The 25,237-nt window shown below is 64.7% G+C and carries 25 protein-coding genes; 7 read left to right on the forward strand and 18 right to left on the reverse strand.

The features are described 5' to 3' along the window. Positions 1 to 5: 5 nt before the first annotated feature. From rarD to QM772_RS10340, 4 genes are all read right to left on the reverse strand, one after another. A complete protein-coding gene (gene rarD / locus QM772_RS10325; RefSeq protein ID WP_415136114.1) occupies positions 6 to 896 on the reverse strand; it encodes an EamA family transporter RarD in 891 nt (296 codons plus the stop codon). After that, complete coding sequence (locus tag QM772_RS10330) at positions 893 to 1,114, reverse strand: DUF350 domain-containing protein (RefSeq protein ID WP_415136116.1); 222 nt, start codon at positions 1,112 to 1,114, stop codon at positions 893 to 895. Before QM772_RS10330 ends, rarD begins: the two co-directional genes overlap by 4 nt. A gap of 12 nt (positions 1,115 to 1,126) precedes the next feature. Further along, a complete protein-coding gene (locus tag QM772_RS10335; RefSeq protein WP_415136118.1) occupies positions 1,127 to 2,599 on the reverse strand; it encodes a DUF4178 domain-containing protein in 1,473 nt (490 codons plus the stop codon). Positions 2,600 to 2,668: 69 nt separating this feature from the next. After that, on the reverse strand, positions 2,669 to 3,709 hold the full coding sequence (locus tag QM772_RS10340; protein WP_415136120.1) for an SPFH domain-containing protein: 1,041 nt from the start codon (positions 3,707 to 3,709) through the stop codon (positions 2,669 to 2,671). Between the two features lie 128 nt (positions 3,710 to 3,837). Between QM772_RS10340 and QM772_RS10345 the strand changes: the two genes are divergently transcribed. The 3 genes from QM772_RS10345 to QM772_RS10355 all read left to right on the forward strand — a co-directional run bounded on the left by QM772_RS10345 (position 3,838) and on the right by QM772_RS10355 (position 7,240). After that, positions 3,838 to 6,168, forward strand: coding sequence for an NADP-dependent malic enzyme (locus QM772_RS10345; protein WP_415136122.1), 2,331 nt, complete (start codon positions 3,838 to 3,840; stop codon positions 6,166 to 6,168). Between the two features lie 158 nt (positions 6,169 to 6,326). Then, on the forward strand, positions 6,327 to 6,734 hold the full coding sequence (locus QM772_RS10350) for a ribonuclease domain-containing protein (protein ID WP_415136124.1): 408 nt from the start codon (positions 6,327 to 6,329) through the stop codon (positions 6,732 to 6,734). 80 nt (positions 6,735 to 6,814) lie between these two features. Continuing rightward, positions 6,815 to 7,240: a barstar family protein gene (locus QM772_RS10355; RefSeq protein WP_415136126.1), complete on the forward strand. Its 426-nt coding sequence runs from the start codon at positions 6,815 to 6,817 to the stop codon at positions 7,238 to 7,240. A 247-nt stretch (positions 7,241 to 7,487) separates the two neighbouring features. Here the strand turns inward: QM772_RS10355 and QM772_RS10360 are convergent, their stop codons facing one another. Continuing rightward, on the reverse strand, positions 7,488 to 7,928 hold the full coding sequence (locus QM772_RS10360) for a hypothetical protein (protein WP_415136128.1): 441 nt from the start codon (positions 7,926 to 7,928) through the stop codon (positions 7,488 to 7,490). A 149-nt stretch (positions 7,929 to 8,077) separates the two neighbouring features. On the opposite strand from QM772_RS10360, the gene QM772_RS10365 reads away from it, so the two are divergent. Both QM772_RS10365 and QM772_RS10370 read left to right on the forward strand, forming a co-directional pair. Then, a complete protein-coding gene (locus QM772_RS10365) occupies positions 8,078 to 9,589 on the forward strand; it encodes an FAD-linked oxidase C-terminal domain-containing protein (RefSeq protein ID WP_415136130.1) in 1,512 nt (503 codons plus the stop codon). Between the two features lie 41 nt (positions 9,590 to 9,630). Further along, positions 9,631 to 10,962, forward strand: a complete 1,332-nt coding sequence (locus QM772_RS10370; RefSeq protein ID WP_415136132.1) for an NAD(P)/FAD-dependent oxidoreductase — start codon at positions 9,631 to 9,633, stop codon at positions 10,960 to 10,962. 94 nt (positions 10,963 to 11,056) lie between these two features. On the opposite strand, the gene cutA is transcribed toward QM772_RS10370, so the two are convergent. Both cutA and QM772_RS10380 read right to left on the reverse strand, forming a co-directional pair. Beyond that, a complete protein-coding gene (cutA, locus tag QM772_RS10375) occupies positions 11,057 to 11,386 on the reverse strand; it encodes a divalent-cation tolerance protein CutA (protein WP_415136134.1) in 330 nt (109 codons plus the stop codon). A 40-nt stretch (positions 11,387 to 11,426) separates the two neighbouring features. Further along, positions 11,427 to 12,620, reverse strand: coding sequence for an aminotransferase class V-fold PLP-dependent enzyme (locus QM772_RS10380; RefSeq protein WP_415136136.1), 1,194 nt, complete (start codon positions 12,618 to 12,620; stop codon positions 11,427 to 11,429). Positions 12,621 to 12,691: 71 nt separating this feature from the next. On the opposite strand from QM772_RS10380, the gene QM772_RS10385 reads away from it, so the two are divergent. Next, positions 12,692 to 13,384 (forward strand): MarC family protein, encoded by a 693-nt coding sequence (locus tag QM772_RS10385; protein ID WP_415136138.1) that lies wholly within the window; start codon positions 12,692 to 12,694, stop codon positions 13,382 to 13,384. 173 nt (positions 13,385 to 13,557) lie between these two features. Here the strand turns inward: QM772_RS10385 and QM772_RS10390 are convergent, their stop codons facing one another. Further along, positions 13,558 to 14,625 carry a S41 family peptidase gene (locus QM772_RS10390; protein ID WP_415136140.1) on the reverse strand — a complete coding sequence of 356 codons (1,068 nt, stop codon included), beginning with the start codon at positions 14,623 to 14,625 and terminating at the stop codon, positions 13,558 to 13,560. Between the two features lie 327 nt (positions 14,626 to 14,952). Next, a complete protein-coding gene (locus QM772_RS10395; protein ID WP_415133009.1) occupies positions 14,953 to 15,933 on the reverse strand; it encodes an IS5 family transposase in 981 nt (326 codons plus the stop codon). A gap of 131 nt (positions 15,934 to 16,064) precedes the next feature. Between QM772_RS10395 and QM772_RS10400 the strand changes: the two genes are divergently transcribed. Further along, entirely contained in the window at positions 16,065 to 16,652 is a 588-nt protein-coding gene (locus QM772_RS10400) for a DUF6151 family protein (RefSeq protein WP_415136142.1), read from the forward strand. Positions 16,653 to 16,906: 254 nt separating this feature from the next. On the opposite strand, the gene QM772_RS10405 is transcribed toward QM772_RS10400, so the two are convergent. The 9 genes from QM772_RS10405 to QM772_RS10445 form a co-directional block, all read right to left on the reverse strand. Next, positions 16,907 to 17,614 (reverse strand): ABC transporter ATP-binding protein, encoded by a 708-nt coding sequence (locus QM772_RS10405; protein WP_415136144.1) that lies wholly within the window; start codon positions 17,612 to 17,614, stop codon positions 16,907 to 16,909. After that, positions 17,611 to 18,432, reverse strand: coding sequence for an ABC transporter ATP-binding protein (locus QM772_RS10410; protein WP_415136146.1), 822 nt, complete (start codon positions 18,430 to 18,432; stop codon positions 17,611 to 17,613). The genes QM772_RS10405 and QM772_RS10410 overlap by 4 nt, the downstream gene beginning before the upstream one ends. After that, entirely contained in the window at positions 18,429 to 19,409 is a 981-nt protein-coding gene (locus QM772_RS10415) for a branched-chain amino acid ABC transporter permease (protein WP_415136148.1), read from the reverse strand. The genes QM772_RS10410 and QM772_RS10415 overlap by 4 nt, the downstream gene beginning before the upstream one ends. Positions 19,410 to 19,425: 16 nt before the next feature. Continuing rightward, the gene (locus QM772_RS10420; RefSeq protein WP_415136150.1) at positions 19,426 to 20,334 is read right to left on the reverse strand and encodes a branched-chain amino acid ABC transporter permease; all 909 of its coding nucleotides are present in this window, start codon (positions 20,332 to 20,334) and stop codon (positions 19,426 to 19,428) included. Positions 20,335 to 20,374: 40 nt separating this feature from the next. Further along, a complete protein-coding gene (locus QM772_RS10425) occupies positions 20,375 to 21,493 on the reverse strand; it encodes an ABC transporter substrate-binding protein (RefSeq protein ID WP_415136152.1) in 1,119 nt (372 codons plus the stop codon). A 96-nt stretch (positions 21,494 to 21,589) separates the two neighbouring features. Further along, the gene (locus QM772_RS10430) at positions 21,590 to 22,594 is read right to left on the reverse strand and encodes a zinc-binding dehydrogenase (protein WP_415136154.1); all 1,005 of its coding nucleotides are present in this window, start codon (positions 22,592 to 22,594) and stop codon (positions 21,590 to 21,592) included. Between the two features lie 21 nt (positions 22,595 to 22,615). After that, on the reverse strand, positions 22,616 to 24,103 hold the full coding sequence (locus QM772_RS10435) for an AMP-binding protein (RefSeq protein ID WP_415136156.1): 1,488 nt from the start codon (positions 24,101 to 24,103) through the stop codon (positions 22,616 to 22,618). An 11-nt stretch (positions 24,104 to 24,114) separates the two neighbouring features. Then, positions 24,115 to 24,528 carry a PaaI family thioesterase gene (locus QM772_RS10440; protein ID WP_415136158.1) on the reverse strand — a complete coding sequence of 138 codons (414 nt, stop codon included), beginning with the start codon at positions 24,526 to 24,528 and terminating at the stop codon, positions 24,115 to 24,117. Positions 24,529 to 24,584: 56 nt separating this feature from the next. After that, the gene (locus tag QM772_RS10445) at positions 24,585 to 25,229 is read right to left on the reverse strand and encodes a VOC family protein (protein WP_415136160.1); all 645 of its coding nucleotides are present in this window, start codon (positions 25,227 to 25,229) and stop codon (positions 24,585 to 24,587) included. Positions 25,230 to 25,237: the final 8 nt, after the last annotated feature.

Here is a 25,237-nt window from a genome sequence, read left to right on the forward strand (position 1 = left end):
CGCACTCAGGTCATCACGGCCGGCCTGCGGCGTCCCCAGGCCACGGCGAAGGTGTACACCGCCAGCCCGGCCCACACCGCCACGAAGCCGGCCAGGCGGCGCGCGTCCAGCGGCTCGTGCAGCGCGAACACGCCCAGCAGGAATTGCAGCGTGGGCGAGATGTACTGGAGCATGCCCAGCGTCGCCAGGCTCAGGCGCTGCGCCGCGTAGGCGAAGGCCACCAGCGGCACGGTAGTCACGAGGCCGGTGCTGGCCAACAGCCCGTCGGTGGCGCGGCCGTGGTGGCCGAACACCAGCGCGTCGCTGGCGGACAGGCCCAGCAGCAGGGCCAGCGCCGGCAGGGCGATCAGCCCGGTTTCCACCGCCATGCCTTCCGTGGGCGGCAGCACGATCCGCTTCTTGACCAGGCCGTAGATGCCGAACGAGAACGCCAGCACCAGGGCCACCCAGGGAAAACTGGGCGAGGCCCAGCCGAGCCAGGCCACGCCGAGCGCGGCCAGCCCCACGCCCGCCCACTCGCCGCGCGCCAGCCGCTCGCCCAGGGCCAGCACGCCGAGCGCGACGCTGAGCAGCGGCAGCAGGAAGTAGCCCAGACTGGCGTCGAGCGTATGGCCGTGGGTCACGGCCCAGACGTAGGTGAGCCAGTTGGTGCTGACCAGGACGGCCGCCAGGGCCATGCGCGCGAGCAGCGCGGCATCCAGCCGCCGCCACAGCGCCACCAGCCCGCGGCGCGCCGCCAGCACGCCCGCCAGCAGCACGAACGACCAGACGACGCGGTGCGCGACCACCTCGATGGCCGAGGCCGGCGCCAGCAGCCGGAAGTACAGCGGCATCAGCCCCCACAGGCCGTAGGCCGCCAGCGCGGCGGCCACCCCGCCGCCCGGCGCGGCGCTCATCCGTGGATGGCGGCGGCCACGATGATGCTGATGCCCAGGCACATGGCGGCCACCACCAGTGCCAGGGCGCGGTTGTGCTTCTCGACGATCTCGGCCCACAGGTCGTAGGGCGTGATCTTGTCGATGATGATGAAGCACAGCCAGAAGACGACCACGCCGAGCAGGGCGTAGACGATGGAGCCGACGAACGCGGCGGGCTTGAACCATTCGATGTCCATGGAACCTCCTGTTTACTTGTGTCCGCCCCCCGAGCTGTAGCCCCCGAACGAGCCGCCCGACGAGCGCCCATAGCTGCCGCCGCCGTCGGAGCAGCGCGAGAAGAGAGACAGCACGATGACGATGAGCACCAGCACGACGATGATGGTGACGATGTTGACCGAGGGCGCGGCGCTGAAGGGTCGGGCGTCGGCGCGCGCCAGCGCGTCGCCCAGCTTGAAGGCGTCGGCCACCTGGCGCGCGGCGATCTTGCGCCCGGCCGACCAGATGATCTCGCCGCCGCCCTGCTCGGACGACAGCAGCTGGTCGCCGCTGGCGTAGTCGCTGTTCTGGGTGACCTGGCCGCGCCGCACCTGCCAATAGAACTCGCCCAGCACGTAGCTGGTCTCGGCGCGGTACTGCCATTGGCGGGTGTAGACCACGCCACCGTGGCTGGCGCGGCTGCCGCCGGGCGTGACCTCGGGCGCGCCGCTGAGCGGGCGCACCAGGCTCCAGCCGTCTTCCGCATCGACCAGAAAGCAGAAGCCGCGCTGCGCGTTGTAGAGCAGGTATTCCTGCCAGCCGAAGTGCTCGTCGTCGTCGGGCGCCTGGCCGAGCCGGTGCTGGAAGCCCACCACCTGCCAGCTGGCGCCGTCGAGCTGGCCGGTGCTGCCCAGCGGGATCAGCGGGCGCACGCGCTCGGCCTGCTCGGCGGCGCGCAGCTCGCCGCCGACGCCCTGCGACAGGTCGATCAGCGCGCTGCACTGCGGGCAGGTGATGCTCTTGCTCTGCGCCAGCTGGGGCGCGACGGGCGCGCCGCAGTTCGGGCAGGCGAACTGGCGGCCCTGGTCCTCGCGCGCCGAGGCGTCGCGCAGTCCGGTCAGCGCCAGATCGGCCAGCAGGACGGCGCGGCCGCGCGACAGCGTGGGCGGCTGGTTGCCGTAGTCGATGCTCAGGACTTCGCCGGCGCCGTTGCGCAGCTCGACGATGGGAAAGCTCGCCCCCGGCGCCGGCAGATGCGCCAGCTCGCCCTGCGCCGACACCAGCCGCACGCTCTGATAGGAGGCGACCGACCAGCGCTCGCCCAGCAGGGTGGCGGCGGCGCCGGGCTTGAAGCTCTTGGGCCGGGGCAGCTCGCCCTCGGCCGGCTGCGGCAGCGCGAAGACGTAGGCGCCGTTGTCCTCGGCCAGCCAGCCGGCGCTGCCGTCGTCGAACTGCGCGCACCACTCGGTCCAGCGGCCCTCGGCGTACTGGTATTGCAGCCTGCCGACCAGGGTGAACGCGCGGCCCTGCCAGCGGCCGGCGGCCATGAGCTGCAGCGGGCTGAAGTCGTCGAACAGCTCGGCCATGCGGCCGATGCGCTTGAGCGCGTCGCCCTCGCGCACCACGGCGCTGCGGCAATAGGCGCAGACGGCATGGGTGGACTGCGCGCTGCGGAACTCCACCGGCGCCCCGCACGACGGACAGGGCGCGCGGTAGGCGCGCTGGGGGCCGGCCGGGTCGGTCACTGAGTTTCCAAGCAAAATCGGGCTCCAGCGCTTGCTGGGCGCACGCTGGCAGCTATTATCTTTATAGTATCAGACCAGCTTCTTGAGCAGCTCGGCCTTCTTGGCGTTGAACTCGTCGTCGGTCAGGATGCCCTTGGCCTTGAGTTCGCCCAGCTTCTCCAGCGTGGCCATCACGTCCTCGGGCTTGACGCCGGCCGGCGCGGCGGCCGGCGTGGGCGCGCCGCCTTGCAAAGCCGACTGCATGTTCTGCGCCAGGATCTGCCCCATCGCCACGCCGGCGCCCATGCCCAGCCCGGCGCCGGCCAGGCCGCCCGCATCGCCGCCGGCGCCCACGCCCTCGGCCATCTTGGGGATGGCCTGCGCGGTCTGGTACTGCATGAACCTGCCCATGTCGTTGCCGACCATGCCCATGCCGATCTTCTGGTCGAGGATCTTCTGCAGCTCCTCGGGCAGCGAGATGCTCTGCACCGTCATCGCCTCCAGCTTCAGGCCGTAGCCCTCCATGGCCGGGCTGAGCGCGGCGGCCAGCGCCTGCGCGAAGGCATGCTGGTTGGCCGCCAGGTCGAGGAACGGGATCTGGCTCTGCGCGATGCCGACGGCGATGTTCTGCATGATCAGGCCGCGCAGCTGGCCGTCGAGCTCGGCCACGGTGGTGGTGTCGCGCGTGCCGGAGATCTCGGTGTGGAACTTCCTCGGGTCGGCCACGCGCCAAGCGTAGTTGCCGAAGGCGCGCAGGCGCACGGCGCCGAACTCCTTGTCGCGCACGGTGATGGGCTGGGGCGTGCCCCACTTCTGGTCGATCTGCTGGCGCGTGCTGAAGAAGTACACGTCGCTCTTGAAGGGCGACTGGAACAGCTTGTCCCAGTTCTTCAGGTTGGTCAGCAGCGGCAGCGTCTGCGTCGTCAGCTTGTGCGTGCCGGGGCCGAACACGTCGGCCACCTGGCCTTCGTTGACAAACATCGCCAGCTGCGACTCGCGCACCACCAGCACGGCGCCGTTCTGGATCTCCATGTCCGCCATCGGAAAGCGCCAGGCCAGCACGCCGTCGGCGTCCTCCGTCCACTGGATGACGTCGATAAACTGCTTCTTGATGAAATCCATCAGCGCCATGGCCTTGCCCTTTCATTTGGGAAACGTCGGCGGATGATACGCGGCCGCTTCCCTACAATGCCTTGCGCATCCAGCGCCACCCTTGAAAGCCACCAGCGCGGCCAGCGCCCCACGAGGAGATCTGCCCCATGACCACGCCCACACCCGTCTCCAACGACGACAAGCGCGCCGAGCTGCGCCGCGCCGCGCTCGAATACCACGAGTTTCCGGTGCCCGGCAAGATCGCCATCGCGGCCACCAAGCAGATGGTGAACCAGCGCGACCTGTCGCTGGCCTATTCGCCCGGCGTGGCCGCGCCCTGCGAGGAGATCGTCAAGGACCCGGTCAACGCCTTCAAGTACACCGCGCGCGGCAACCTGGTGGCCGTCATCACCAACGGCACGGCGGTGCTGGGCCTGGGCGACATCGGCCCGCTGGCGGCCAAGCCGGTGATGGAAGGCAAGGGCGTGCTGTTCAAGAAGTTCGCCGGCGTGGACGTGTTCGACATCGAGATCGACGAGAAGGACCCGAAGAAGCTGGTGGAGGTGATCGCCGCGCTGGAGCCCACCTTCGGCGCCGTCAACCTGGAGGACATCAAGGCGCCGGACTGCTTCTACGTCGAGCGCGAGCTGCGCAAGCGCATGAAGATCCCGGTCTTCCACGACGACCAGCACGGCACCGCCATCACCGTGGCGGCGGCCCTGGTCAACGGGCTGAAGGTGGCGGGCAAGGACATCGCCAAGGTCAAGCTGGTGACCTCCGGCGCCGGCGCGGCCGCCCTGGCCTGCCTGAACCTGCTGCTGAAGGTGGGCGTGCGGCGCGAGAACGTCTTCGTCACCGACCTGGCCGGCGTGGTCTACGAGGGCCGCACCGAGCTGATGGACGACGACAAGCGCCAGTACATGCAGAAGACCGACGCCCGCACGCTGGCCGAGGTGATCGAGGGCGCCGACGTGTTCCTCGGCCTGTCGGCCGGCGGCGTGCTCAAGCCCGAGATGGTGGCGAAGATGGCGCCGCGCCCGGTGATCTTCGCGCTGGCCAACCCCAACCCCGAGATCACGCCGGAAGACGCGCACGCGGTGCGCGGCGACGTGATCATGGCCACCGGCCGCACCGACTACCCGAACCAGGTCAACAACGTCCTGTGCTTCCCCTACATCTTCCGCGGCGCGCTGGACTCGGGCGCCACCACCATCACCGACGAGATGGAGCTGGCCGCCGTCCACGCCATCGCCGATCTGGCGCAGGCCGAGCAGAGCGAGAAGGTGGCCGCCGCCTACGTGGGCGAGAAGCTCAGCTTCGGCCCCGAGTACCTGATCCCCAAGCCGTTCGATCCGCGGCTGATGACCAAGATCGCGCCCGCCGTGGCCCAGGCCGCCGCCGACAGCGGCGTGGCGCTGCGCCCGATCCAGGACATGGACGACTACCGCGAGAAGCTGCAAAGCTTCGTCTATGCCTCCGGCACCACCATGAAGCCGATCTACGACGCCGCCAAGCGCGCCACGCGCAAGCGCGTGGCCTACGCCGAGGGCGAGGAGGAGCGCGTGCTGCGCGCCGCCCAGATCGTGGTGGACGAGGGCCTGGCGCGGCCAACGCTGATCGGCCGGCCGACCGTCATCGCTCAGCGCATCGAGCATTTCGGCCTGCGCCTGCAGGAAGGGCGCGACTACGACGTGGTCAACACCGACTTCGACCACCGCTACCGCGACTTCTGGCAGACCTACCACCGCATGACCGAACGCAAGGGCATCACCGCGCAGGTCGCCAAGATCGAGATGCGCCGCCGGCTGACGCTGATCGGCTGCATGATGCTGCACAAGGACGAGGTGGACGGCCTGATCTGTGGCACCTGGGGCACGACGCTGCAGCACCTCAGCCACATCGACCAAGTCATCGGCAAGCGCCCCGGCGGCGCCGCCAGCACCGCGCAGGACGTGCCGGTGTACGCCTGCATGAACGGGCTGCTGCTGCCGGGCCGGCAGGTGTTCCTGGTGGACACCCACGTCAACTACGACCCCACGCCCGAGGAGCTGTGCGAGATCACGGCCCTGGCGGCCGAGGAAATGGTGCGCTTCGGCATCCAGCCCAAGGTGGCGCTGCTGTCGCACTCCAACTTCGGCACCAGCAGCCAGCCTTCGGCGGTCAAGATGCGCCGCACGCTGGAACTGCTGCGCGAGCAGACGCCCTGGCTGGAAGTGGATGGCGAGATGCACGGCGACGTGGCCCTGGACGGCCAGCAACGCGCCGCCGTGATGCCGCGCAGCCCGCTGCAGGGCGACGCCAACCTGCTGGTGTTCCCTGATATCGATGCCGCCAACATCGCCTACAACCTGCTCAAGACTGCGGCCGGGGGCAACATCGCCATCGGCCCGGTACTGCTGGGCGCCGCCAAACCCGTGCACATCGTCACGGCCAGCGCCACCGTGCGCCGCATCGTCAACCTGACCGCCTTGACCGTGGCCGACGCAAACGCCACCTGATAAGCCCAATACAAAAAGCAAGCGCACACTAACTATAGGATTCACCCTTTTGGGCATGCCCGTTTTTTGGGCAGTCGCTTGCTTTTTCGTTGCCCTTGCGTCACACTAGCGGCTTGGAATTTTCGGGTTAACCCGGGGGTTTCCTGAAGGTGTTTTTCATGTTGCGAACAGCGGCATCGCATGCTGCCCGGTCGCTCCTGGTGGTGTCGTTGCTGGTGTCGGCCGGGGCCACGATGGGCCTGGCCCATGCGCGAGGGCCGGCCTGGGGCGAAGCCGAAGCCACCGTCGTGGTGACGGAGTTGCCTCCTCAGGGCCAGCGCACTTACGCGCTGATTCTGCGCGGCGGCCCGTTTCCCTACGACAAGGACGGCGCGGTGTTCGGCAACCGCGAACGCCTGCTGCCGCGCGAGCGGCGCGGCTACTACCGTGAATACACCGTGGATACCCCTGGCGCGCGCAGCCGCGGCGCACGGCGCATCGTCTGCGGCGGCTGGCGGCCCAGGGCCCCCGAAGGCTGTTGGTACACGGGCGATCACTATGCGAGCTTCAAGAGGATCGTGCAATGAAGGCACTTGAACAGTTTCAACCGGCCAGCCCGATGGCGGGGCAGCCGAACCGGTTTACGACCACCGAGAAAGCAGCGGAGATGGATCAGCCACTTCGTCAACCCCAGGAAACGCCACTCAAGGGCGTGCGCAGCAACATCGTGCAGTCGATCCGCGCCTTCCAGGTGCACGACCTGCAGGCGGCGGCGGCGCAGCTCGGCCAGCACTTCCTCTACGCCAACCTGGCACAGGCGCAGGCCAAGCAGGACGTGCTGGACATGATCGCCCAGCAGTTCACCTTCCCGGCGCACTTCGGCAAGAACTTCGACGCGCTGTACGACTGCATGACCGACCCGCTGCACAAGAGCGGGCCGCAGCCGGGCTTCATCGTGGTGCTGGAGCAGATCCCGGCCACAGCCAAGTTCGACAAGGAAGCGCGCGAGCAACTGCTCGACATCTTCCGCGACGCGGCCGACTACTGGGCCGACCGGAAGATACCGTTCAGGTGCTTCTATTCTTTTCTGTAGCCCGTTCTGCACAAGCTGGCCAAGCAGAACGGGCGACACCGGCCGAGGGCGACAACGCCCTCGTGGACACGAGCGCCGAGGCAGGCGAGAAGATGCCGACTGACAAGCTGGTCGATATTTCTCCGCTGGCGCTGCGCATGAGCAGTCCCTTCAACGCGGGCTACTGGTTGAGCGCGGCCTGAGCAGCGCTTCGCCCACGCCCTGAGAAGCCCGCCGAATGGCGGGCTTTTTCTTGGGCGCGCGGCGCTCAGTTTTCGCCGGCGGCCGGCAAGCTCCGCGCGGCGGGCGCAGGGGCAGGCGCGCCGCTGGCTTCGGGCACTACCGGGCGCGGCGCGGGCGGCGGCGCCTTGGGCAGCTCGCCCGAAGGCAAGGCCAGCGCCTGCCGCAGGCAGTCGCGCTGGGCCTGGTGGCGCGCGGCACCGCCGGCCACGCCGGCGGCCTGCCGGCGGCAGTTGCGCTCGGCGATGCGCTCGCCCTCCAGCCGCCGCGCCAGGCAGGCGCGCAGCAGGAGCTGGCGTTCGCCGGCCTGGCCAGCGATCTCGCGCTGGCAAAGGACGAAGCGCGTGGGCAGCGGCTCGTCGGCATACACCAGCGGCGCACTGACGGGCTGCTGCGACCAGGCGGCGCCGCCAACCCAGAGCAGGCTGGGCACGAGCACGCGGCGGATGTTCAGATAACGGTAATGCATGTTGTTGTGGCGGCCGGCGCGGCGCCGGCCCGCGCTCCCTCTCGCGGTAGCCGAGATTGTCGCCACACCGCCCTGCGCCTGCGTGACGGCGCGCGGCCCCAAGCACCCTGGCCTATAGTGAGCGCCTGCCCCCACGAAAGCCCGCCGCCATGCAGGACCTCGCCGAACCGCCGGTTGCCGAACAAGCCGATTCGCTATCGAATAGAGAGCTGCAAGCGCACGTCGTACAAGCGCTGCAGGCCGTTTTGCCTCCAGAATCCCTGCTGTGGACGGCGGAGCAGACCACGCCCTACGAATGCGACGGCCTGACCGCCTACCGCCAACGCCCGCTGGCCGTGGCGCTGCCGTCCAGTTACGAGCAGATTCAATCGGTGTTGCAAACCTGCCACCACCTGGGCGTGCCGGTGGTGGCGCGCGGGGCGGGCACGGGCCTGTCGGGCGGCGCCATGCCGCACGCGCGCGGGGTGACGCTGTCGCTGGCCAGGTTCAACCGCATCCTCGGCATCGACCCGCTGGCGCGCACGGCGGTAGTGCAGTGCGGCGTGCGCAACCTGGCGATCAGCGAGGCGGCGGCCGCGCACGGCTTGTACTACGCGCCCGACCCCAGCAGCCAGATCGCCTGCACCATCGGCGGCAACGTGGCCGAGAACTCGGGCGGCGTGCACTGCCTGAAGTACGGATTGACCGTGCACAACGTGCTGGCCGTCAAGGGCTTCACGGCGGCGGGCGAGCCGGTGGAGTTCGGCGGCGCCGCGCTGGACGCGCCGGGCTACGACCTGCTGGCCCTGGTCACCGGCAGCGAGGGCATGCTGGCGGTGACGACCGAGGTGACCGTCAAACTTTTACCGAAGCCCCGGCTGGCGCGCTGCATCATGGCCAGCTTCGTCGACGTGCGGCAGGCGGGCGAGGCGGTGGCGGCGGTGGTCGCCGCCGGCATCATCCCCGCCGGCATGGAGATGATGGACAAGCCCATGACCGCCGCCGTGGAGGACTTCGTGCACGCCGGCTACGACCTGGCCGCCGCCGCCATCCTGCTGGTCGAGTCCGACGGCACGCCGGAGGAAGTGGAGGAGGAGATCGGCCGCATGACGCAGGTGCTGACCGCCTCGGGCGCCACCCAGATCGCCGTCAGCCAGTCGGAGGCCGAGCGCCTGCGCTTCTGGAGCGGGCGCAAGAACGCCTTCCCGGCCAGCGGGCGCATCAGCCCCGACTACATGTGCATGGACTCCACCATCCCGCGCAAGCGGCTGGCCGACATCCTGCTGGCGATCCAGCAGATGGAGAAGAAGTACGGCCTGCGCTGCTGCAACGTGTTCCACGCCGGCGATGGCAACCTGCACCCGCTGATCCTGTTCGACGCCAACGACCCCGACGAACTGCGCCGCTGCGAGCTGTTCGGCGCCGACATCCTGGAGACCAGCGTGGCGATGGGCGGCACGGTGACCGGCGAGCACGGCGTGGGCGTGGAGAAGCTCAACAGCATGTGCGTGCAGTTCAGCGCCGCCGAGAACGCGCAGATGTTCGGCATCAAGCGCGCGTTCGACCCCGAGGGCCTGCTCAACCCCGGCAAGGTGATTCCCACGCCGCGGCGCTGCGCCGAATACGGGAAGATGCTGGTGCGCGGCGGGCGGCTGCCGCACCCGGAGCTGGAGCGCTTCTGAACGCAAAATAGCGCCATGCAGCTATCGACGAAGGAGTGAACGTGCGCGTGGACGAACCGCAGGCATGCGATGTACTGGTGATTGGCGGCGGGCCGGCCGGCTCGGCCATCTCCACGCTGCTGGCACGCAAGGGCCGGCACGTGGTGATGCTGGAGAAGGACCACCACCCCCGCTTTCACATCGGCGAATCCCTGCTGCCCGGCAGCGTGGCGCAGTTCGAGCTGCTGGGCGTGCGCGAGGAGCTGGACCGCATCGGCATGCCCAAGTTCGGCATCGAGTTCGTGCCGCCCACGGGGCCGCAGCGCAGCTACGTCGAGTTCGCCGAGGGCTGGAACCCGCGGAAAGGCTCGGCCTGGCAGGTGCGCCGATCGGAGATGGATGAAATCCTGTTCCGCCACGCCGGCAAGGAAGGCGCCGTCACCCTGGAAGGTGCCCGCGTGCGCCAGGTGGACTTCGACGACGGCGGCGCCGACGTCACCGCGCAGATGGAAGACGGCAGCCAGCGCCGCTGGCGCGCGCGCTTCGTCGTCGACGCCAGCGGCCGCGACACCGTGCTGGCCAACAAGTTCAAGACCAAGGAAAGGAACACCAGGCACAACAGCACCGCGCTGTTCGGCCATTTCCGCGGCGCGCGGCGGCTGCCGGGCCGGCGCGAGGGCAACATCAGCATCTGCTGGTTCCAGCACGGCTGGTTCTGGTTCATCCCCCTGGCCGACGGCACCACCAGCGTGGGCGCGGTGTGCTGGGCCTACTACCTGAAGGCGCGCGACAAGCCCCTGAAGGACTACTTCTACGACACGCTGAAGATGTGCCCCGAGCTCTACGACCGCGTGAAGGACGCCGAGCTGGTGGACGACGCGGTGCACGCCACCGGCAACTTCTCGTACTTCAGCACGCGGGCCACGGGCGAGCGCCACCTGATGATCGGCGATGCGTACACCTTCATCGACCCGATGTTCTCCTCCGGCGTGTTCCTGGCGCTGCAGAACGCCATCGAGGGCGCCGACCTGGTGGACAAGGCGCTGGATCAGTCGGCCGAATACGACGCGGCCCGCGCGGCGCGGGAGCAGCGCATGCGCGAGATGCCCGGCGACTACTCCTGGTTCATCTACCGCGCCACCAACCCCACCATCCGCGACATGTTCATGCACCCCAAGAACGTGTTCAAGGCCAAGCAGGGCCTGCTGACGCTGCTGGCGGCGGACCTGGACCACGGGCCCGACTTCCGGCGCTCGCTGTTCATGTTCAAGGTGGTCTACTACTTCATCGCGGTCATGCACCCGCGCCGCACCTGGCGCGGCTGGCGCCGGCACCGGAACGCGATCCGCGACCACGGCAAGCTGCGCGGCGAGACGATTCAGACCGAGGGCTGATCCGGATCGCATTCGTCGAAAAGCCGTTCGGGCTGAGCTTGTCGAAGCCCTGCGCGGCGCTTCGACAAGCTCAGCGTGAACGGACTTAGATTCTTCAACGCATCTTGGTATGACCGGCGTCCTCAGCCGGCGCGCACTCCGCATGTACCCACGCCGCGAACGCAGGCAGCGCCTCGCTGCATGGCAAGGCGACGATGGCAGGCAGTTCGTAGGGGTGCCCGGCGCGCAGCGCGCGCTCCAGCGCCGGCCAGCGGGCGGCGGTGGTCTTGAACAGGATGCGGAACTCGCCCTCGGCCTGCACGGCGCCCTGCCAGCGGTAGACGCTGTCGATGGCGCTCACCTGCGCGCAGGCGGCCAGGCGCTGCTCGACCATGCGGCGCGCCAGGCAGTCGGCGTCGGCGCGCGTGGCAACGGTGGTGAGCACCAGCCGAATATTGGTCAAATCGGGCTCCAGCGCCCGTCCATCAAGCGGTAGCAGCTACTTTTTCAGGAGCAAAGATACCCAGCCGGTCCAGCGCGGCGGCGAGCTGGCCGACGCTGCGGTCCACGTCGGCCCACTTGTCCAGGCCGAACAGGCCCAGGCGGAAGCTGCGGAAGTCGGCCGGCTCGTCGCACATCAGCGGCACGCCGCTGGCGCTCTGCACGCCCTGCTCGATGAACTTCTTGGCGCTCTGGATCTCCGGGTCGGTGGTGTAGCTGACCACCACGCCCGGCGCCTTGAAGCCCTCGGCCGCCACGCTGGGCAGGCCGCGCGACTCCAGCAGCGCGCGCACCTTGGCGCCCAGCTCGACTTGCTGCGAGCGCACCTGGGCGAAGCCGCGCGCGCGCGTCTCGGCCATGGTGTCGCGCAGTTTCAGCAGCGCCATGGTCGGCATGGTGGCGTGGTAGGCGTGGCTGCCGGTCTCATACGCCTGCATGATCTGGTGCCACTTCTTCAGGTCGGCGGCGAAGCTGGTGCTGGTGGTGCCCTCCATCACCTTCAGCGCGCGCGCCGAGAGGCACACCATGGCGCAGCAGGGCGAGCTGCTCCAGCCCTTCTGCGGCGCGCTGACCAGCACGTCCACGCCGGTGGCCTTCATGTCCACCCACATGGCGCCGGAGGCGATGCAGTCCAGCACGAACAGGCCGCCGGCGGCGTGCACGGCGTCGGCCAGCTGCTTCATGTAGTCGTCGGGCAGGATCAGGCCGCTGGCCGTCTCCACGTGCGGGGCGAACACCACGGCGGGCTTTTCGCGCGCGATGGCGGCCACCGCCTCGCCGATGGGCACCGGCGCCCACGGCGCCTGCGGGCCGTCTGATCCTTGCTTCGCCTGCGCGCCGTCGCCTCTGCGGCGGGCCTTGAGCACGGTGATGTTGCCGGGCGCGGTGATGCGGCCCACTTCCAGGATCTGGCTCCAGCGGAAGCTGAAGAACCCGTTGCGGATGACCAGCACCTTCTGGTCGCCCGCGAACTGGCGCGCCACCGCCTCCATGCCGAAAGTGCCGCTGCCGGGCACCAGGGCCGTGGCGTCGGCGTGGTAGACCTCCTTGAGCATGGCCGAGATGTCGCGCATCACGCCCTGGAACTTCTTGGACATGTGGTTGAGCGCGCGGTCGGTGTAGACGACCGAGAATTCGAGCAGGCCGTCGGGATCGACGTGGGGCAGCAGTCCGGGCATGGCGGTCTCCAATATCGTGCAGAGCGAACGGGCCAGTTTAGCGCGCGGCCCCGCCGTTACCATGCATGCCCATGGAAGCCCTCCCTTTGGCCCTGGCGTTCGGCAAGAGCCTGCTGCTGGCGCTGGCCGCCGTGCTGCCCATCCTGAACCCGCCCGCGTCGGCACCGATCTTCGTCAGCTTCACCGGCGCGCTGCCGCCGGCCACGCGGCGCGCACTGGCGCGCACCATCGGCCGCAACGTGGTGCTGATGCTGGCCGGCGCCATGCTGGTGGGCACCTACGTGCTGGACTTCTTCGGCGTCTCGATCCCCATCGTGCGCGTGGCCGGCGGGCTGATCGTGGGCTTCACCGCCTGGAACATCCTCTACGCGCCCGAGCCCGCGCCCGACCAGGCCGACCAGGCCCGCATGGCACGCGCGCTGGCCGACGACGACCGCGTGAGCGTGCAGGCCTTCTACCCCATGACTTTCCCGCTGACCTGCGGCCCCGGCTCCATCGCCGCCGCCATCACCATCGGCGCCGCGCTGCACAGCCCCCGCTGGCCCACCACGGCCGCCAACTTCGCCGGTGGCCTCACGGCGATGCTGCTGATCGGCCTGCTGGTGGCGCTGACCTACGGCTACGCCGGCCGCCTGCTGCGCCCGCTGGGCGCGGTGGGGCTGGTGGTGTTCCTGCGCCTGTCGGCCTTCATCCTGCTGTGCGTGGGGGTGCAGATTTTCTGGGATGGGGCGAGTGAGTTGCTGCGGGGGTTGGGGAAGGGGTAGCGGAAACACCAGGATGTCTGCGAGAACAGATTATTTCTGGGCATTATCTGGACTGGTAGCCTGGAATCGATACACTAGGGATTCTCAGCCTGCAGAATGGATGTTCTACGCACATGTGGGTGTTTAATCGTGATGTTTATGCACGCTTGTCGCTCCGCAATCTTACCCAAGGCTTATCTAAGACCCGGCTTCAGAGCCGCCAGTGCTGCCCGTATTATGTCTGGCGCCGATGGATCTTCGACCAGTCGGTCAGGCACCACACCAACTCCCTGGATCTTGCGCCCATTGGGCGGGAAGAAGTACGCGCTCGTGAATTTGATAGCGCCGATCGGCAACGGACGCACGGTCTGGATGCTGGCTCGCCCGAACGTGGGGCGCCCGACGATCACCGCCCTCTTGTGGTCTTGCAGTGCGGCCGCCACTATCTCGCCACCCGCCATGGTGGCGCTGTCAACCAGCACCGCCATGGGCATGACTTGAAGCTCAAGGGGCAGGCCTGCTAGCGAATCGGTACCACCGTTTCGCTGATAGAACGCGGGCGCTGCCAGGTATGTGGAGTTCGATGCGGAACCAGCGCCAGCAATCCGCACCACCATGGCGTCCTTGGGCAAAAACATCGCCGCAATGCCTACCGTGGATTCAAGAAGACCTCCCGGACACCCTCGCAAGTCAAGGATCAATGCTTGAAAAGGCTCTGCATGCCAAGCGTCTCTCAGCGCCTCAGCTGCCTTCCGCAAGGCCAAAGCATCGAAGCGCGACACCCGTAGTTGCCCTACGCCCTGCGATGGGCGAGAGAAAGAGGGCACCGCCGCCGTGTATGTCTTGCGCTCGACCTGGATCGTATGCACTGACAAGGTCGATTCGCGAAAAACGGTGAGAGCTACCTTGGTTCCAGGCGGTCCAGCCAGTTTTTTTTCTAGCAAGGATGCATCAAGTCCTTTCACGCGCACGCCGTCCACTGCATAGAGTTGGTCTGCGAACACAACGCCAGCCTGAGCCGCAGGACTGTCCTGAAACGGCGTCAGGATGTACTGACCGTCTCGAAATTTGATCTCGATACCAATGGATTCCTGATTTGGCCGCTTCGACTGGCGATACGCCTCGAACTCCTCGGCGGTGAAGTACTCGCCGGAGTCTGGATCTGCCCCGTGAAGCATGCCTTTGATGGCTGCGACGATCAGTGCCCGATCGTCTGGTTTCTGCACCAGCGATCGCTGAACTTCGCTAAACGCAGCAGCCAAAACTCGCAATTCCTCCTAGGGTAATGGCCCAGTAGGCTGTGCCACAGAACTCGAAATCGCAAATGTCGATAGCATAATCCCGCATGCCATATGATGCAGTGTGATGTTCAAATTAATTTCTCCTCTTTAACTGATGCGTTAAATTTCTACTCAATTATATACATGCCCTGCGGGATGTTAGGGATGCTCTTCACCAATCCCATGCGAGCGTGCTGATGTGCTGAGGCGGTGGGAAATTTCATCGCTTGCGCGCCGCTGAGCCGAATGAATGCGCTGGCAGCCTGTTTTGAGCGCTTGCACACGCTCCTGGCAGGCACTTTGGGCCCTTCATCCCTGCTGCGGGCGCACCTGTCCCATCAGCACGTGGCGCACCATCCACAGATTGCTCAGCGCAAACAGCGTCTTGAGTTGAGCCGTGTTCTTGGCCAGCCCCCGATAGCGCACCTTCACATGGCCGAACTGGCGCTTGATCACCCGAAACGGGTGCTCCACCTTGGCCCGAACGCTGGCCTTGAGCTTCTCGATCCTGTGCGTGAGCGCGTCGATGGGGTTGTTGTCCACATCCAGCGCCCGGCGCTTGCCCGGGCCCAGCGCCACATGCCAGGTCACTTTCGCGTTCGCATCGGGGCGCTTGGCCACCCCCTGGTAGCCCGCATCCCCGAAGGCCACCTCTTCCTGGCCATGCAGCAGGCTGTTGCCCTCGAGCACGTCGCTGACGTTGCCGGCCGTGCCGCGCACGGTGTGCACCAGCCCCGACTCGGCATCCACCCCGATGTGTCCCTTCATGCCGAAGTAGTACTGGTTGCCCTTCTTGCTCTGGTGCATCTCGGGGTCTCGGGCGCCGTTCTTGTTCTTGGTCGAACTGGGTGCGGCAATGAGCGTGGCATCCACCACGGTGCCGGCCTTCAGGAGCAGGCCCCGGCCGCTGAGCAGGTCGTTGACGGTGGCCAGGATCTGATCGGCCAACTTGTGTTGCTCCAGAAGGCGACGAAAGCGCAGGATGCTCGAATCGCTGGGCAGTGCGTCGCCCCAGTTGCTCAGGAGCGCGAAATCGCGAAACACGGGCACGTCGTGCAGTGCTTCTTCCATGGCCGGGTCCGACAGGTTGAACCACTGCTGCAGGAAGTGGATGCGCAGCAGCACTTCGACGCCAAAGGGCTGCTGGCCGCGCCGGCCGGCTTCGGGGGCGTAGGGCTCGATCAGGCAAACCAACTCGACCCACGGGATGACGCGATTCATCTGATCCAGGAACTCGCGCTTGCGTGTGCGGCGGGTGCTGGTGCCAAGGCCAAGGCTGTCTTGCTGCATGAGGCGCATGTTCGCTCACCGGGCAGATTCAACCAAGCACGCGAGTGACTGATTCGTGAAGAGCATCCTTAGCGCGAAATGGGATCAAAATAAGAATCGGCTAATCTGCGACCCCAAGGAGAACCTCCGATATGGAAATCCAGTGCGAATGCGGGCAATTCCGCGCCAGGCTCAAGGCCTTTCCCCGCAACACGCCAGGGCGCTTGGTCTGCTATTGCGACGACTGCCAGTCCTACCTGAATCACCTCGGGCGCGGCGATCTGCTGGACGCCAACGGCGGCACGGAGGTGGTCCCCGTCTACCCAGCCGACGTCGAGATCCTCAGCGGGCGGGAACATCTGAAATGCACGCGGCTGTCGCCCAACGGCGTATTCCGCTTTTCGACGACGTGCTGCAATACGCCGATCGTCAATCTGCGGCCGAAATTGCCGTGGGCCGGCTTCATGCGCGGCGTCTATACGGCCAGGGGTGCCGATCCACTCGACGGAGCGCTGGGGCCGGTGCGCAGCCGCGTCATGGGGCGCTACGCCAAAGGGACGCCGCCCGCGGGCACGCCCGACAAGTTCAACCTGAAGGCGTTCGCGACCGTAATGCCGTTCATGCTGAAAGGCAAGCTGTTCAAGAAGTACGAGCCCTCGCCTTTCTTCGCCGAGGATGGGGTGACCCCCATCGTGACGCCCTATGTGCTGAGCAAGGCGGAGCGGCGGGCGAAGCCGTAGTTCCGAGCTCTGCCCTCGTCATCCCCGCGCAGGCGGGGATCCAGGGGCTTCGCTCGGGACACGACTGGATCCCCGCCTGCGCGGGGATGACGGGGAAATTGGCTTCAAGCCTTTTCGGCCTTCAGCGCCCGCCAGGCAAGCGCCAGCAGCTATTGAATCAATAGCCCACCCCATCGTCAATCAGACTCGCATTCCCTCCCGCCGCCGCCGTGTTGACGCTGACCGAACGCTCGTTCGTTCTCCTGCAGGTAGCCTCAACCACCCAAATACGCTGACACCACGCGCTCGTCCGCGCTCAGGGTTCTTGCCTCCCCTTCAAGCACGACCTTGCCTTGGTCCAGCACATAGGCGTAGTCAGCGGTCTTTAGCGCCATTCGAGCGTTCTGCTCAACAAGGAGAACGGCGACGCCGTCCGCTCTGATGGAGCCAATAAGCTCAAAAATCTGGGCAACAATCATCGGCGCCAGACCGAGCGACGGCTCGTCCATAAGCAAAACACGTGGTGAACACATCAACGCGCGCGCAATGCACACCATTTGCTGTTCACCGCCGGACAACGAGCCAGCGAGTTGCTTTCCGCGCTTGGAGATGATGGGGAAAAGCTGCGTGACGTACTCGAGGCGGCTTGAGAACTCCTGGCTCGACAAGCCGAGCGCGCCAGCTCGAAGGTTCTCCAGCACGGGCATGTCGCCAAACAATTGGCGTCCTTCGGGGGATTGAGCAATTCCCCTGCGCACAACAACATGGGGCTCCAGGCCGCCAATGTCCTGGCCGCTGAGCACTACTCGGCCACTGGCCGGACGATAAAGCCCCGACAGCGTTCGAAGCAGCGTTGTTTTGCCAACCCCGTTTCGCCCCAAAATGGAAACCAGTCCACCCTCAGGAACCGCGATGGAAACGTCTTTGAGAATGGAGCGACCACCCAGATGAACGTTGAGCCCGTCGACCTTCAAGAGCGTCATTGATCTTCTCCCAGGTAGGCGGCGCGCACGGCTTTGTCGTTGCGAATCGAGGCGGGGTCTCCATTGGCAATGAGTTTTCCCGTTTCGAGAACGACAATGCGCTCGCAAACGCGCATCACCATGGGCATGTCGTGCTCGACGAGCATGATAGTCAAGCCCGAATCGCGGAGCGCCATCACCCGTTCGGCCAGTTGTGCAGTCTCCGTGTCGTTAAGCCCGGCCGCAGGCTCATCAAGCATCAGAAGCTTGGGCTTGAGAGACATTGCCCGAGCCATCTCAAGGTTCTTCTTCTGGCCGTAGGAGAGGTTCCCGGCCGGCTGGTCCGCGAACTCGATCAAGTCAAACGTTCGCAGCGCCTCAAGCGTCGCTTCGGCAATCTGCTCTTCCTTGTGCTTGCTGAGTCCCGGAGCGAGTGCACTCCAAAGGGAAGTGCCGATTCGTCCGATAGCGCCAGTGGAGACGTTGTCGAAGACCGTCATGTCCGAAAACACGCGCAGGTTTTGATAGGTTCGGGCCAGACCGCGGCGGGCAATCCGGCTGGATTCAAGGCCCGCTATCTCCTGGCCATCGAACTTGATACTTCCAGCGGTCGGCGCAAATGCGCCCGCAACGCAGTTGAAGAGGGTGGTCTTGCCTGCGCCATTGGGTCCGATCAGGCCAACGATTTCTCCCTTCTCGACACTGAAGCTCACTTCGCTGACCGCCTTGAGGCCCGCAAAGTGTTTGCTCAGCCCCGAGACCTGAAGGAGCTGGTCGCCGGCGCGATGGGCGGTCGTAGGGTTCATCGTTCTGATGGGCGAGGACTGAGCTACGCTCATGAACGTCCCTCCCGTCGCGCCCATGGGCTCCCCTTCATCGTGCGGCGGAAAACTGCCAACGCTCGAACCTCGCTGAACAGGCCGCGTGGAAGGAACAGGATGGAGAAGAAGAGAACCAGGCCAAACACGAGCGCCCTGAGGTTCCCGATCTCGCGGAGGAACTCCGGGACAAGGACCATGATGAGCGCACCAATCACGATCCCCGGCCAACTACCCAGCCCACCGACGACAATGCCAATCAGGATTAGGGCGGACTCCAGAAGCACGAAGTTATCAGGGCCGATGAACTGGTTGGTGTGTGCGTAGAGGGCCCCGGCAGCCGCCATCAGCATCGCGTGGATAACGTACACCTCGGTTTTTAGCCTGCGGCTCGAAAGGCCCAGCGCTCGCGCGCTCTCCTCGTCCTCCCGGGCCGCTCGCACGGCATTGCCGTAGAACGAGTGCATCAATCGATGAGCGATGAAGAGAGCGATGAAACACATGACCGCTGCCGCTAGGTAGGACTGGAACCATCCGTGCAGTTCATAGCCGAAAAGACGGACCGGCGGTATTCCGCGATAACCCATGGGGCCCCGGGTAAGCTCCCCCCAATTCAATACCGTAGTGTGAAAACAGATGGTAAGCCCCATGGTTGCTACCGCGAAGAAGATGCTGGACAACCTCACAAGCGCGTACCCGACGATGGCGCTAAGCACACCGGCCAAGGTGACCGCGACCGCGACGTCGACCAGAAAGCCCGAGCCATGATTGACGGAGAGGATGGCTGCGGTGTAGGCCCCGAGGCCATAGTAGACGACGGCATCGATCGCCAGAAGCCCGGCCGTGCCGGTGAGCAGGTTCAATGCACTGGCAAGGATCGCCGTGATGAGTACAAGTTGCGCGAGACGGCCTATGTAGGGGCTGTCCACCCAGAGCAGCAACAGCGGAATGACGATGAACAGCAGGACGACGGTGCCGCCAATGATGGGATTTCGCATGATGCTTGGCCTCTTGTTATCGGGCTCGACGACCGAACAAGCCGTTCGGCAAGAACAGCAAGGTCAGGATGAGCATGATGTAGGCAATCATTTCCGTCCAAGCGCTGGGCAGGAACATGCCAGCAATCGCTTCGACCAAGCCAATCAGGATGCCCGCCAGAACGGCTCCGGGGATGCTGGTAGAGCCGCCGATGACCATGGCCACAAAGGCCTTCACCACGATGGTCAGCCCCATGAATGACTGCACATTGCCGTAGGCAAGCGAGACCATCATGCCGGCGGAGGCGCCGAGAACCGAGCCCACCATGAACACGGCCACGACCACTCGGTTGATGTTGATGCCGGAAATCTGCGCTCCGATGAGGTTCGAAGAAACCGCGCGAATCGCGATGCCGATGCGTGTGCGGTGAAGCAGCAGTTGAAGCGAAACCAGCATAAATACCGACAGCGCGGCAATGACGATTTCCGCCATCGACAGGTGGAGGTTGCCGATGCTGACGGGCTGGTTGAGCAAATAGGACTCAGGGATTGCCATCCACTCGCCGTGATAGATCTGGTCAAGGGCTTCTCGGGTGATAAGGCCGAAAGCGAATGAAGACAAAAGGGTGGCTTCCCTCACGGCTCTGGACTTCAATGACGCGTCGTCGGTGAACTTGCGGAACGGCCGAAAGGCCGCCCGTTCCACCACCCATCCGAAGGCCGCGCCAACCAGAGCCACCGCTGGAATCGTCATCCAGAGCGGAAGCTCGAAGGTCGATGCCGCGATGAGGGTCGCGAAGGCGCCCAAGGTGTACACCTCGCCATGGGCGAAGTTCACCGCGAGAAGCACCCTGTAGATGAGGGTCAGACCGATGGCGACAATGGCATAGGTCATCCCCACGCTAAAGCCGATGACCAACTGACCGACTAGGAACGAGTCAAACATGGATGATTAGCCGTACGCTCTTGCCTAATGACCGGAAGGCTCAGTCGAGCATCTTGGTCACCCCCTGCTCGATGCGCCCATGGCGTAGCCTGTACTGCCACTCCCGCGTCTTAGGGTCGTACTTCAGATTGCCGAAAACACTCTTGAAATCGCGAATCTCGTCGAGCCCCGTCTTGATGGATTCCCTGGTGACGTTGGGGTACTGCTTGGCTGCAATTTCCATCATCATCATGGTGGTGGTATACGAGTTGCCGGCGAAGGTGTCGGGTGCGCGACCAAACTTGGCGCTGTAGCGCTGGAAGAAGTCGCTCATTTCCGGGCCCATGGCGGGGTTGAATGCCACAGTGAGATGAACGCCGTTGGTTGCCTCGTTTCCGCCAAGACGCAAAAGGTCGGGCGTGTCGTTGTTCGCGGGCAAGTAGACTGGGGTCTTCACGCCCATTTGGCGAAGCTGCTTGAGCATCAGCGCCGTCTGAGGAACGAATGTGCCGAGATAAAGCCAATCGGGTTTCGCACGGACAGCCTTCTGAAGCGTCTGACGGAAGTCTTGCGCGTCCTGGCGAACGAACTCCTCGAAAACGATTTCTCCACCGTTCTTCTCGATGCCGGCACGGGCGTACATCAGATTGGCTTTGCCGTAGTCATTGGGAACACCGATGAGCGCCACCCGCTTCGCGCCGAGGGATGCAAGGTTTCGGCTGGTGGTTTCACCCTCGAGATCCTGGGTAAGGCTCTGGCGGAAGACGTATGGCCCGGACTTGGTGACGTCCGGGTGCGAGGAGATGGGGGTGATGTTGACAAGCTTGGCTGCGTTGTACAGCGGCGCGGCTGCAAGGGTCACTGTGGAGGACCAGCTGCCAATGACCGCCAATACCGACCTGTCGTCGCCAAGCTTGCGCGCAATGTTGATGCCGTCGTCGGCCCGGCCTTGGTCATCATCGCAAGCGATGCGAAACGTGATTCCCTTGGCCTCGGGGCGCTTGGAGAAATCCTCGATCGCCATGTCAATGCCAGTCTGCATGCTCTTGCCGAAGATGGCCAGTTGCCCGGTCATCGGTGCATAGCATCCAAACTTCACTTCCTTGGCTTGGGCCATAACTGGCGTGGCTGCCGACAAGGCGAGTGCGGAAACCATCATGGGGAGAAGGAACTTTTTCATCGATGTCCTCGCATTTCTTCCGTAGGAAAAGTGGGTTGGTGAACAGAAGCAGGTCATCCCGCCGGCGCATCCACGACGGTGGGACTTCAACGGGGTTTACGGGGTAATGACAACCTTGCCGAAGACCTTGCGGTCTTCGAGTGCATTGAATGCTTCGCGCGTCTTTTGCAGCGAATAGCGATGCCCCACCGCTGGTTTCAGCTTGCCCCGGCGAGTCAAGTCGAGCAGCGAATGGAGGTCTTCAGGAAGCCAGCCATTGGAGCCAACGATGTTGAGTTCGAAGGTCCAGATGTAGCGCAGGTCTTCCTTAGGGTCGTAGCCGGCGGTAGCACCACAGGTGAGGATTCGACCGCCGTTTCGGGCGCAACGCAAGGACGGAACCCATGTGTCCCCGCCAGTGAAGTTCACCACGACATCGACACCACCGTTGCCGAAGAAGCGAGGCTTGCCGAATCGGCGATGCATCTCTTCCATGAAGTTGGTTGACTGGTAGTTGACGCCTTCGTCGGCGCCAATTGCCCTCAACTGCTCAAGCTTCTCTTCACTGGAGGCAGCCACGATGACGTGGGCGCCGGCCAGTTTCGCTAATTGAACGCAGCAGGTGCCAACGCCGCCAGAGGCGCCCAGGATGAAGACTTTCTCGCCCGCGGCAATCTTGCCATGCGTGACCATCATCCGATAGGCAGTCCCGTAAGCCACAGGCAACGCTGCCGCCGCCTCGAAGGAGACGTCGTTCGGCAGGGGAATCAGTTGGGTGACGTCGACCTTCACTTTCTCGGCAAGGCCGCCGTCCGCGCCCTCGCCGGTCAGCTTGAAAGTCTTGCGGTTGATCGGATCGATCATCACTCGGTCGCCCGCTTTCCAGCCCGTGACCTCCGGGCCGAAGGACTCCACTTCACCCGCCAAGTCGATGCCCATGATGAGGGGCATGTTCAGCTTGATGCCCGGCATGCCTTTCAGGGTGAAAAGGTCGTGGTAATTCAGCGTGCACGCCTTGACCTTCAGGACGACCTCGGTCGGACCAGGCTGCGGGTCTGGCCAGTTCTCTTCGTAGGTGATGTCTTCAGTGGCTCCGTGGCCACGGATGACTTGTGCTTTCATGTGTCTTGGCTCCTCGTCGAACTAGCGGTTGAAAATCGCGTTTGCGGTTTGAATCAGGTGCTTGCGGTCGACCTTGTTCGGCCCGGCAAGCGGTATCTCCTGGAGGAACGCGACGAACCGTGGGTGCTGGTACGCGGGGGCTTTCGACAGCGCGTACTGCTTAACCTCTTCCACATCAAGTGATGAGCCGGGCTTCAGGACAATGAATGCGGCGGGAAGCCGACCCTTGATTTCGTCGGCCACTGGAACCACGACGGCTTGACCTACGGCAGGGTGGGACTCCAAGAGCTTCTCCACCTCGCCCGGGTAGATGTTCTCGCCTCCGCAAACGAACATGTCGTCGCTGCGGCCGACGAAGTAGAAGAAGCCGTCGTTGTCGTGCTGCAAAACGTCTCCGGTGTCGTACCAGCCATCCCTCAGGCGCCGCTCGGTCTCGCCCGGCAGATTCAGGTAGCCGGGCATGACCGCTTTGCAGCGCATTTGGAAAACGCCCTGGCGTGGGAGCTGGCCATCAGCCAGCCGCCATTCGACGCCTGGCGCCGGGTAGCCCAATGAGAGGCGAGGACGCGGCAGACCTTTGGGATGCGGGCCGAAGACGACGGGCCCACCTTCGGTGGTCCCGTAGCCGTTCAGCACGCGCGCATTCGGGAACATTGCCCCGACCCGCTCGAACAGCGCCTCCGTGGAGGGCGAAGAGCCTGTGAATATCGAGTCCACATGGCTCAGATCCACCTGCTTGAGCACTTCGGTCTCGCGCGCCGCCAATGCCAACATTGTCGGCACCGAGGTGAGCAACTGGCATCGGAGGCCGGCCGCCGCCTTCAGATAGTCCGCCGCGTTGAATCGCTTCATGAGTACCGTGGTTCCGCCCGCATGGCCGGTCAGCAGGCAGATGACCAGTGCGTTCATATGGAACAGGGGCGCCGCGACCAGGACGCGCCGGTCCTTTACCGGCGGCCCGCTGATACCCAGTGTGGAAATGGCCCAAACATAGCCAGCGTGCGTCAAGGGAACCCCCTTGGGCTTGCCCGCTGACCCGGAGGTGAACAGGATGGTCGCGTGTTCATCCGGCTCCATGTCCACGCTGCGGAACTCACCGAACTTGAGCAGGCTTTCCCACCCTAGGTCGGTGTCGATGCGAACGAAGCGCTTGCCCTCGAGCTTTGGCGCCCCCTCTTCGTCAGCAAAAATGAGCTGCACCGCGTTGTCATCGCAAATCTCGGCAACCGTTTGAGCGGTGAACTTGGGGCTGATGAGCAACGCGGTGTAGCCCGCCCTCATGATTCCCAGGTAAGCCACCAAGTAGCGCCAACTGTTGGCCGCGACGATAGCAACTCGAGTGCCTCTGGCCATCCCGCGGGTGCTGAGGTTGAGAGCAACGGCATCGGCTTGCCGGTGCATCTCTTCACGAGAGACGAAAATGGTCGCCCCGCCTTCACCTACCTCGATAAGCCAGCTCGGATCGCCTGCGACATCGCGAGGGATGACCTCACCCAGATTGCGGATCATGAGCGTGCCCCTCAGCCCGGTTGAGTGCCGTAGCAACCTCGGCCTACGGCGGTGAGCCGTTTCTCGTCGTCGTAAACATCGATGTCGACGACGCCCACCGTCTTGCCTGCACGACGTACCGTGGCGACGGCAAGCAGGTGGCTTCCGGTCGACGGGCGCAGGTAGTCGACCCGAAAGTTGATGGTGGGCACGCCGCCCTTCACGAGCAGTGCCACGGCAAAGTCTCCGACCGTGTCAATCAAGGCGGCAATCGGGCCTCCGTGAAACTGACCCGAACCACCCCCGCGTTCGAATTCTGAGCGCATGGGCATCTTCATGGAGATGGCACCTGTCTTCGCATCCGCTTCCAGCAGCTCAAGATTCATGAACTCGATGAAGGGCGAACTATTGGCGATCGCCATTAAGTTTTCGGTTGTGAGTTCCATCTGCCTTGAAATGAAGTTGACGTGATTCAATAGTGAAGAAAGGGCGACGAGATCTTCTATGCATTGATTCGCTGGCCGTTGCCATGCAGTGTGATGACACCTTTAGGTGATGCCAGGGTCACCTCAAAGTCAGGGGTATCAGCCGAAAGAACCTCGATCGGGCAGTCGAGCTTTGCAAGCAATTCCGTCAGTCGGGGGGCATTGGGATGGTGAATGCGCATTTGAATTAAGGCACAACCTTTGGGCGCAGATGTCGAGGGGTGAGGGGTGTCCATCCAGTCAATGAAGACCGGCAGAAATGACGCGAACTGGCTGTCTTTTGGAATCAGGAGCCGCCAAGTCAGCGTATCGCCTGTCATTGTCGTGCGAGAGAGGGTGACCAAGTCAGATTCAATTCCTTCCTCTGCCAGGCACTCTTTGAGTTTTTCAAGGTCAGAGGCTTTGAACATGTATGCGAAGATCTGGGGGGACGTAAATTTCGCGAGTTGGCCGCCCATGTTCTTACTGGTTTGTCCATGAGAATCCGCAGCAAGAAGCTCAAAATAAACATCGTCAGAAAGCGAAGCTAGGGCGTTATGCGTGCCCAGAGTCGGATGCCTTCCTGCAAGAACAGCTTCCACGCCGGTCATGGACATGAAATCGGCCATCAAGACATTCAGGTCGCTTCCAGCCCACACGATGTGGTCAATTTTTCTCGTCATGTCTTCTC

The sequence above is a fragment of the Ottowia sp. genome, assembly GCF_047601385.1.
Lineage (GTDB): Bacteria > Pseudomonadota > Gammaproteobacteria > Burkholderiales > Burkholderiaceae_C > Ottowia.

Coding starts and splice junctions, on each gene's coding strand:
- QM772_RS10435 (WP_415136156.1), bottom strand. CDS start 24,103: ATGATCCGCAATCTGGGTGAGGTCATCCCTCGCGATGTCGCAGGCGAT.
- QM772_RS10400 (WP_415136142.1), top strand. CDS start 16,065: ATGGAAATCCAGTGCGAATGCGGGCAATTCCGCGCCAGGCTCAAGGCC.
- QM772_RS10410 (WP_415136146.1), bottom strand. CDS start 18,432: ATGAGCGTAGCTCAGTCCTCGCCCATCAGAACGATGAACCCTACGACC.
- QM772_RS10405 (WP_415136144.1), bottom strand. CDS start 17,614: ATGACGCTCTTGAAGGTCGACGGGCTCAACGTTCATCTGGGTGGTCGC.
- QM772_RS10345 (WP_415136122.1), top strand. CDS start 3,838: ATGACCACGCCCACACCCGTCTCCAACGACGACAAGCGCGCCGAGCTG.
- QM772_RS10380 (WP_415136136.1), bottom strand. CDS start 12,620: ATGCCCGGACTGCTGCCCCACGTCGATCCCGACGGCCTGCTCGAATTC.
- QM772_RS10445 (WP_415136160.1), bottom strand. CDS start 25,229: ATGACGAGAAAAATTGACCACATCGTGTGGGCTGGAAGCGACCTGAAT.
- QM772_RS10430 (WP_415136154.1), bottom strand. CDS start 22,594: ATGAAAGCACAAGTCATCCGTGGCCACGGAGCCACTGAAGACATCACC.
- QM772_RS10360 (WP_415136128.1), bottom strand. CDS start 7,928: ATGCATTACCGTTATCTGAACATCCGCCGCGTGCTCGTGCCCAGCCTG.
- QM772_RS10350 (WP_415136124.1), top strand. CDS start 6,327: ATGTTGCGAACAGCGGCATCGCATGCTGCCCGGTCGCTCCTGGTGGTG.
- QM772_RS10340 (WP_415136120.1), bottom strand. CDS start 3,709: ATGGCGCTGATGGATTTCATCAAGAAGCAGTTTATCGACGTCATCCAG.
- QM772_RS10425 (WP_415136152.1), bottom strand. CDS start 21,493: ATGAAAAAGTTCCTTCTCCCCATGATGGTTTCCGCACTCGCCTTGTCG.
- QM772_RS10440 (WP_415136158.1), bottom strand. CDS start 24,528: ATGGAACTCACAACCGAAAACTTAATGGCGATCGCCAATAGTTCGCCC.
- QM772_RS10330 (WP_415136116.1), bottom strand. CDS start 1,114: ATGGACATCGAATGGTTCAAGCCCGCCGCGTTCGTCGGCTCCATCGTC.
- QM772_RS10395 (WP_415133009.1), bottom strand. CDS start 15,933: ATGCAGCAAGACAGCCTTGGCCTTGGCACCAGCACCCGCCGCACACGC.
- QM772_RS10355 (WP_415136126.1), top strand. CDS start 6,815: ATGGATCAGCCACTTCGTCAACCCCAGGAAACGCCACTCAAGGGCGTG.
- QM772_RS10385 (WP_415136138.1), top strand. CDS start 12,692: ATGGAAGCCCTCCCTTTGGCCCTGGCGTTCGGCAAGAGCCTGCTGCTG.
- rarD (WP_415136114.1), bottom strand. CDS start 896: ATGAGCGCCGCGCCGGGCGGCGGGGTGGCCGCCGCGCTGGCGGCCTAC.
- QM772_RS10415 (WP_415136148.1), bottom strand. CDS start 19,409: ATGCGAAATCCCATCATTGGCGGCACCGTCGTCCTGCTGTTCATCGTC.
- QM772_RS10420 (WP_415136150.1), bottom strand. CDS start 20,334: ATGTTTGACTCGTTCCTAGTCGGTCAGTTGGTCATCGGCTTTAGCGTG.
- QM772_RS10365 (WP_415136130.1), top strand. CDS start 8,078: ATGCAGGACCTCGCCGAACCGCCGGTTGCCGAACAAGCCGATTCGCTA.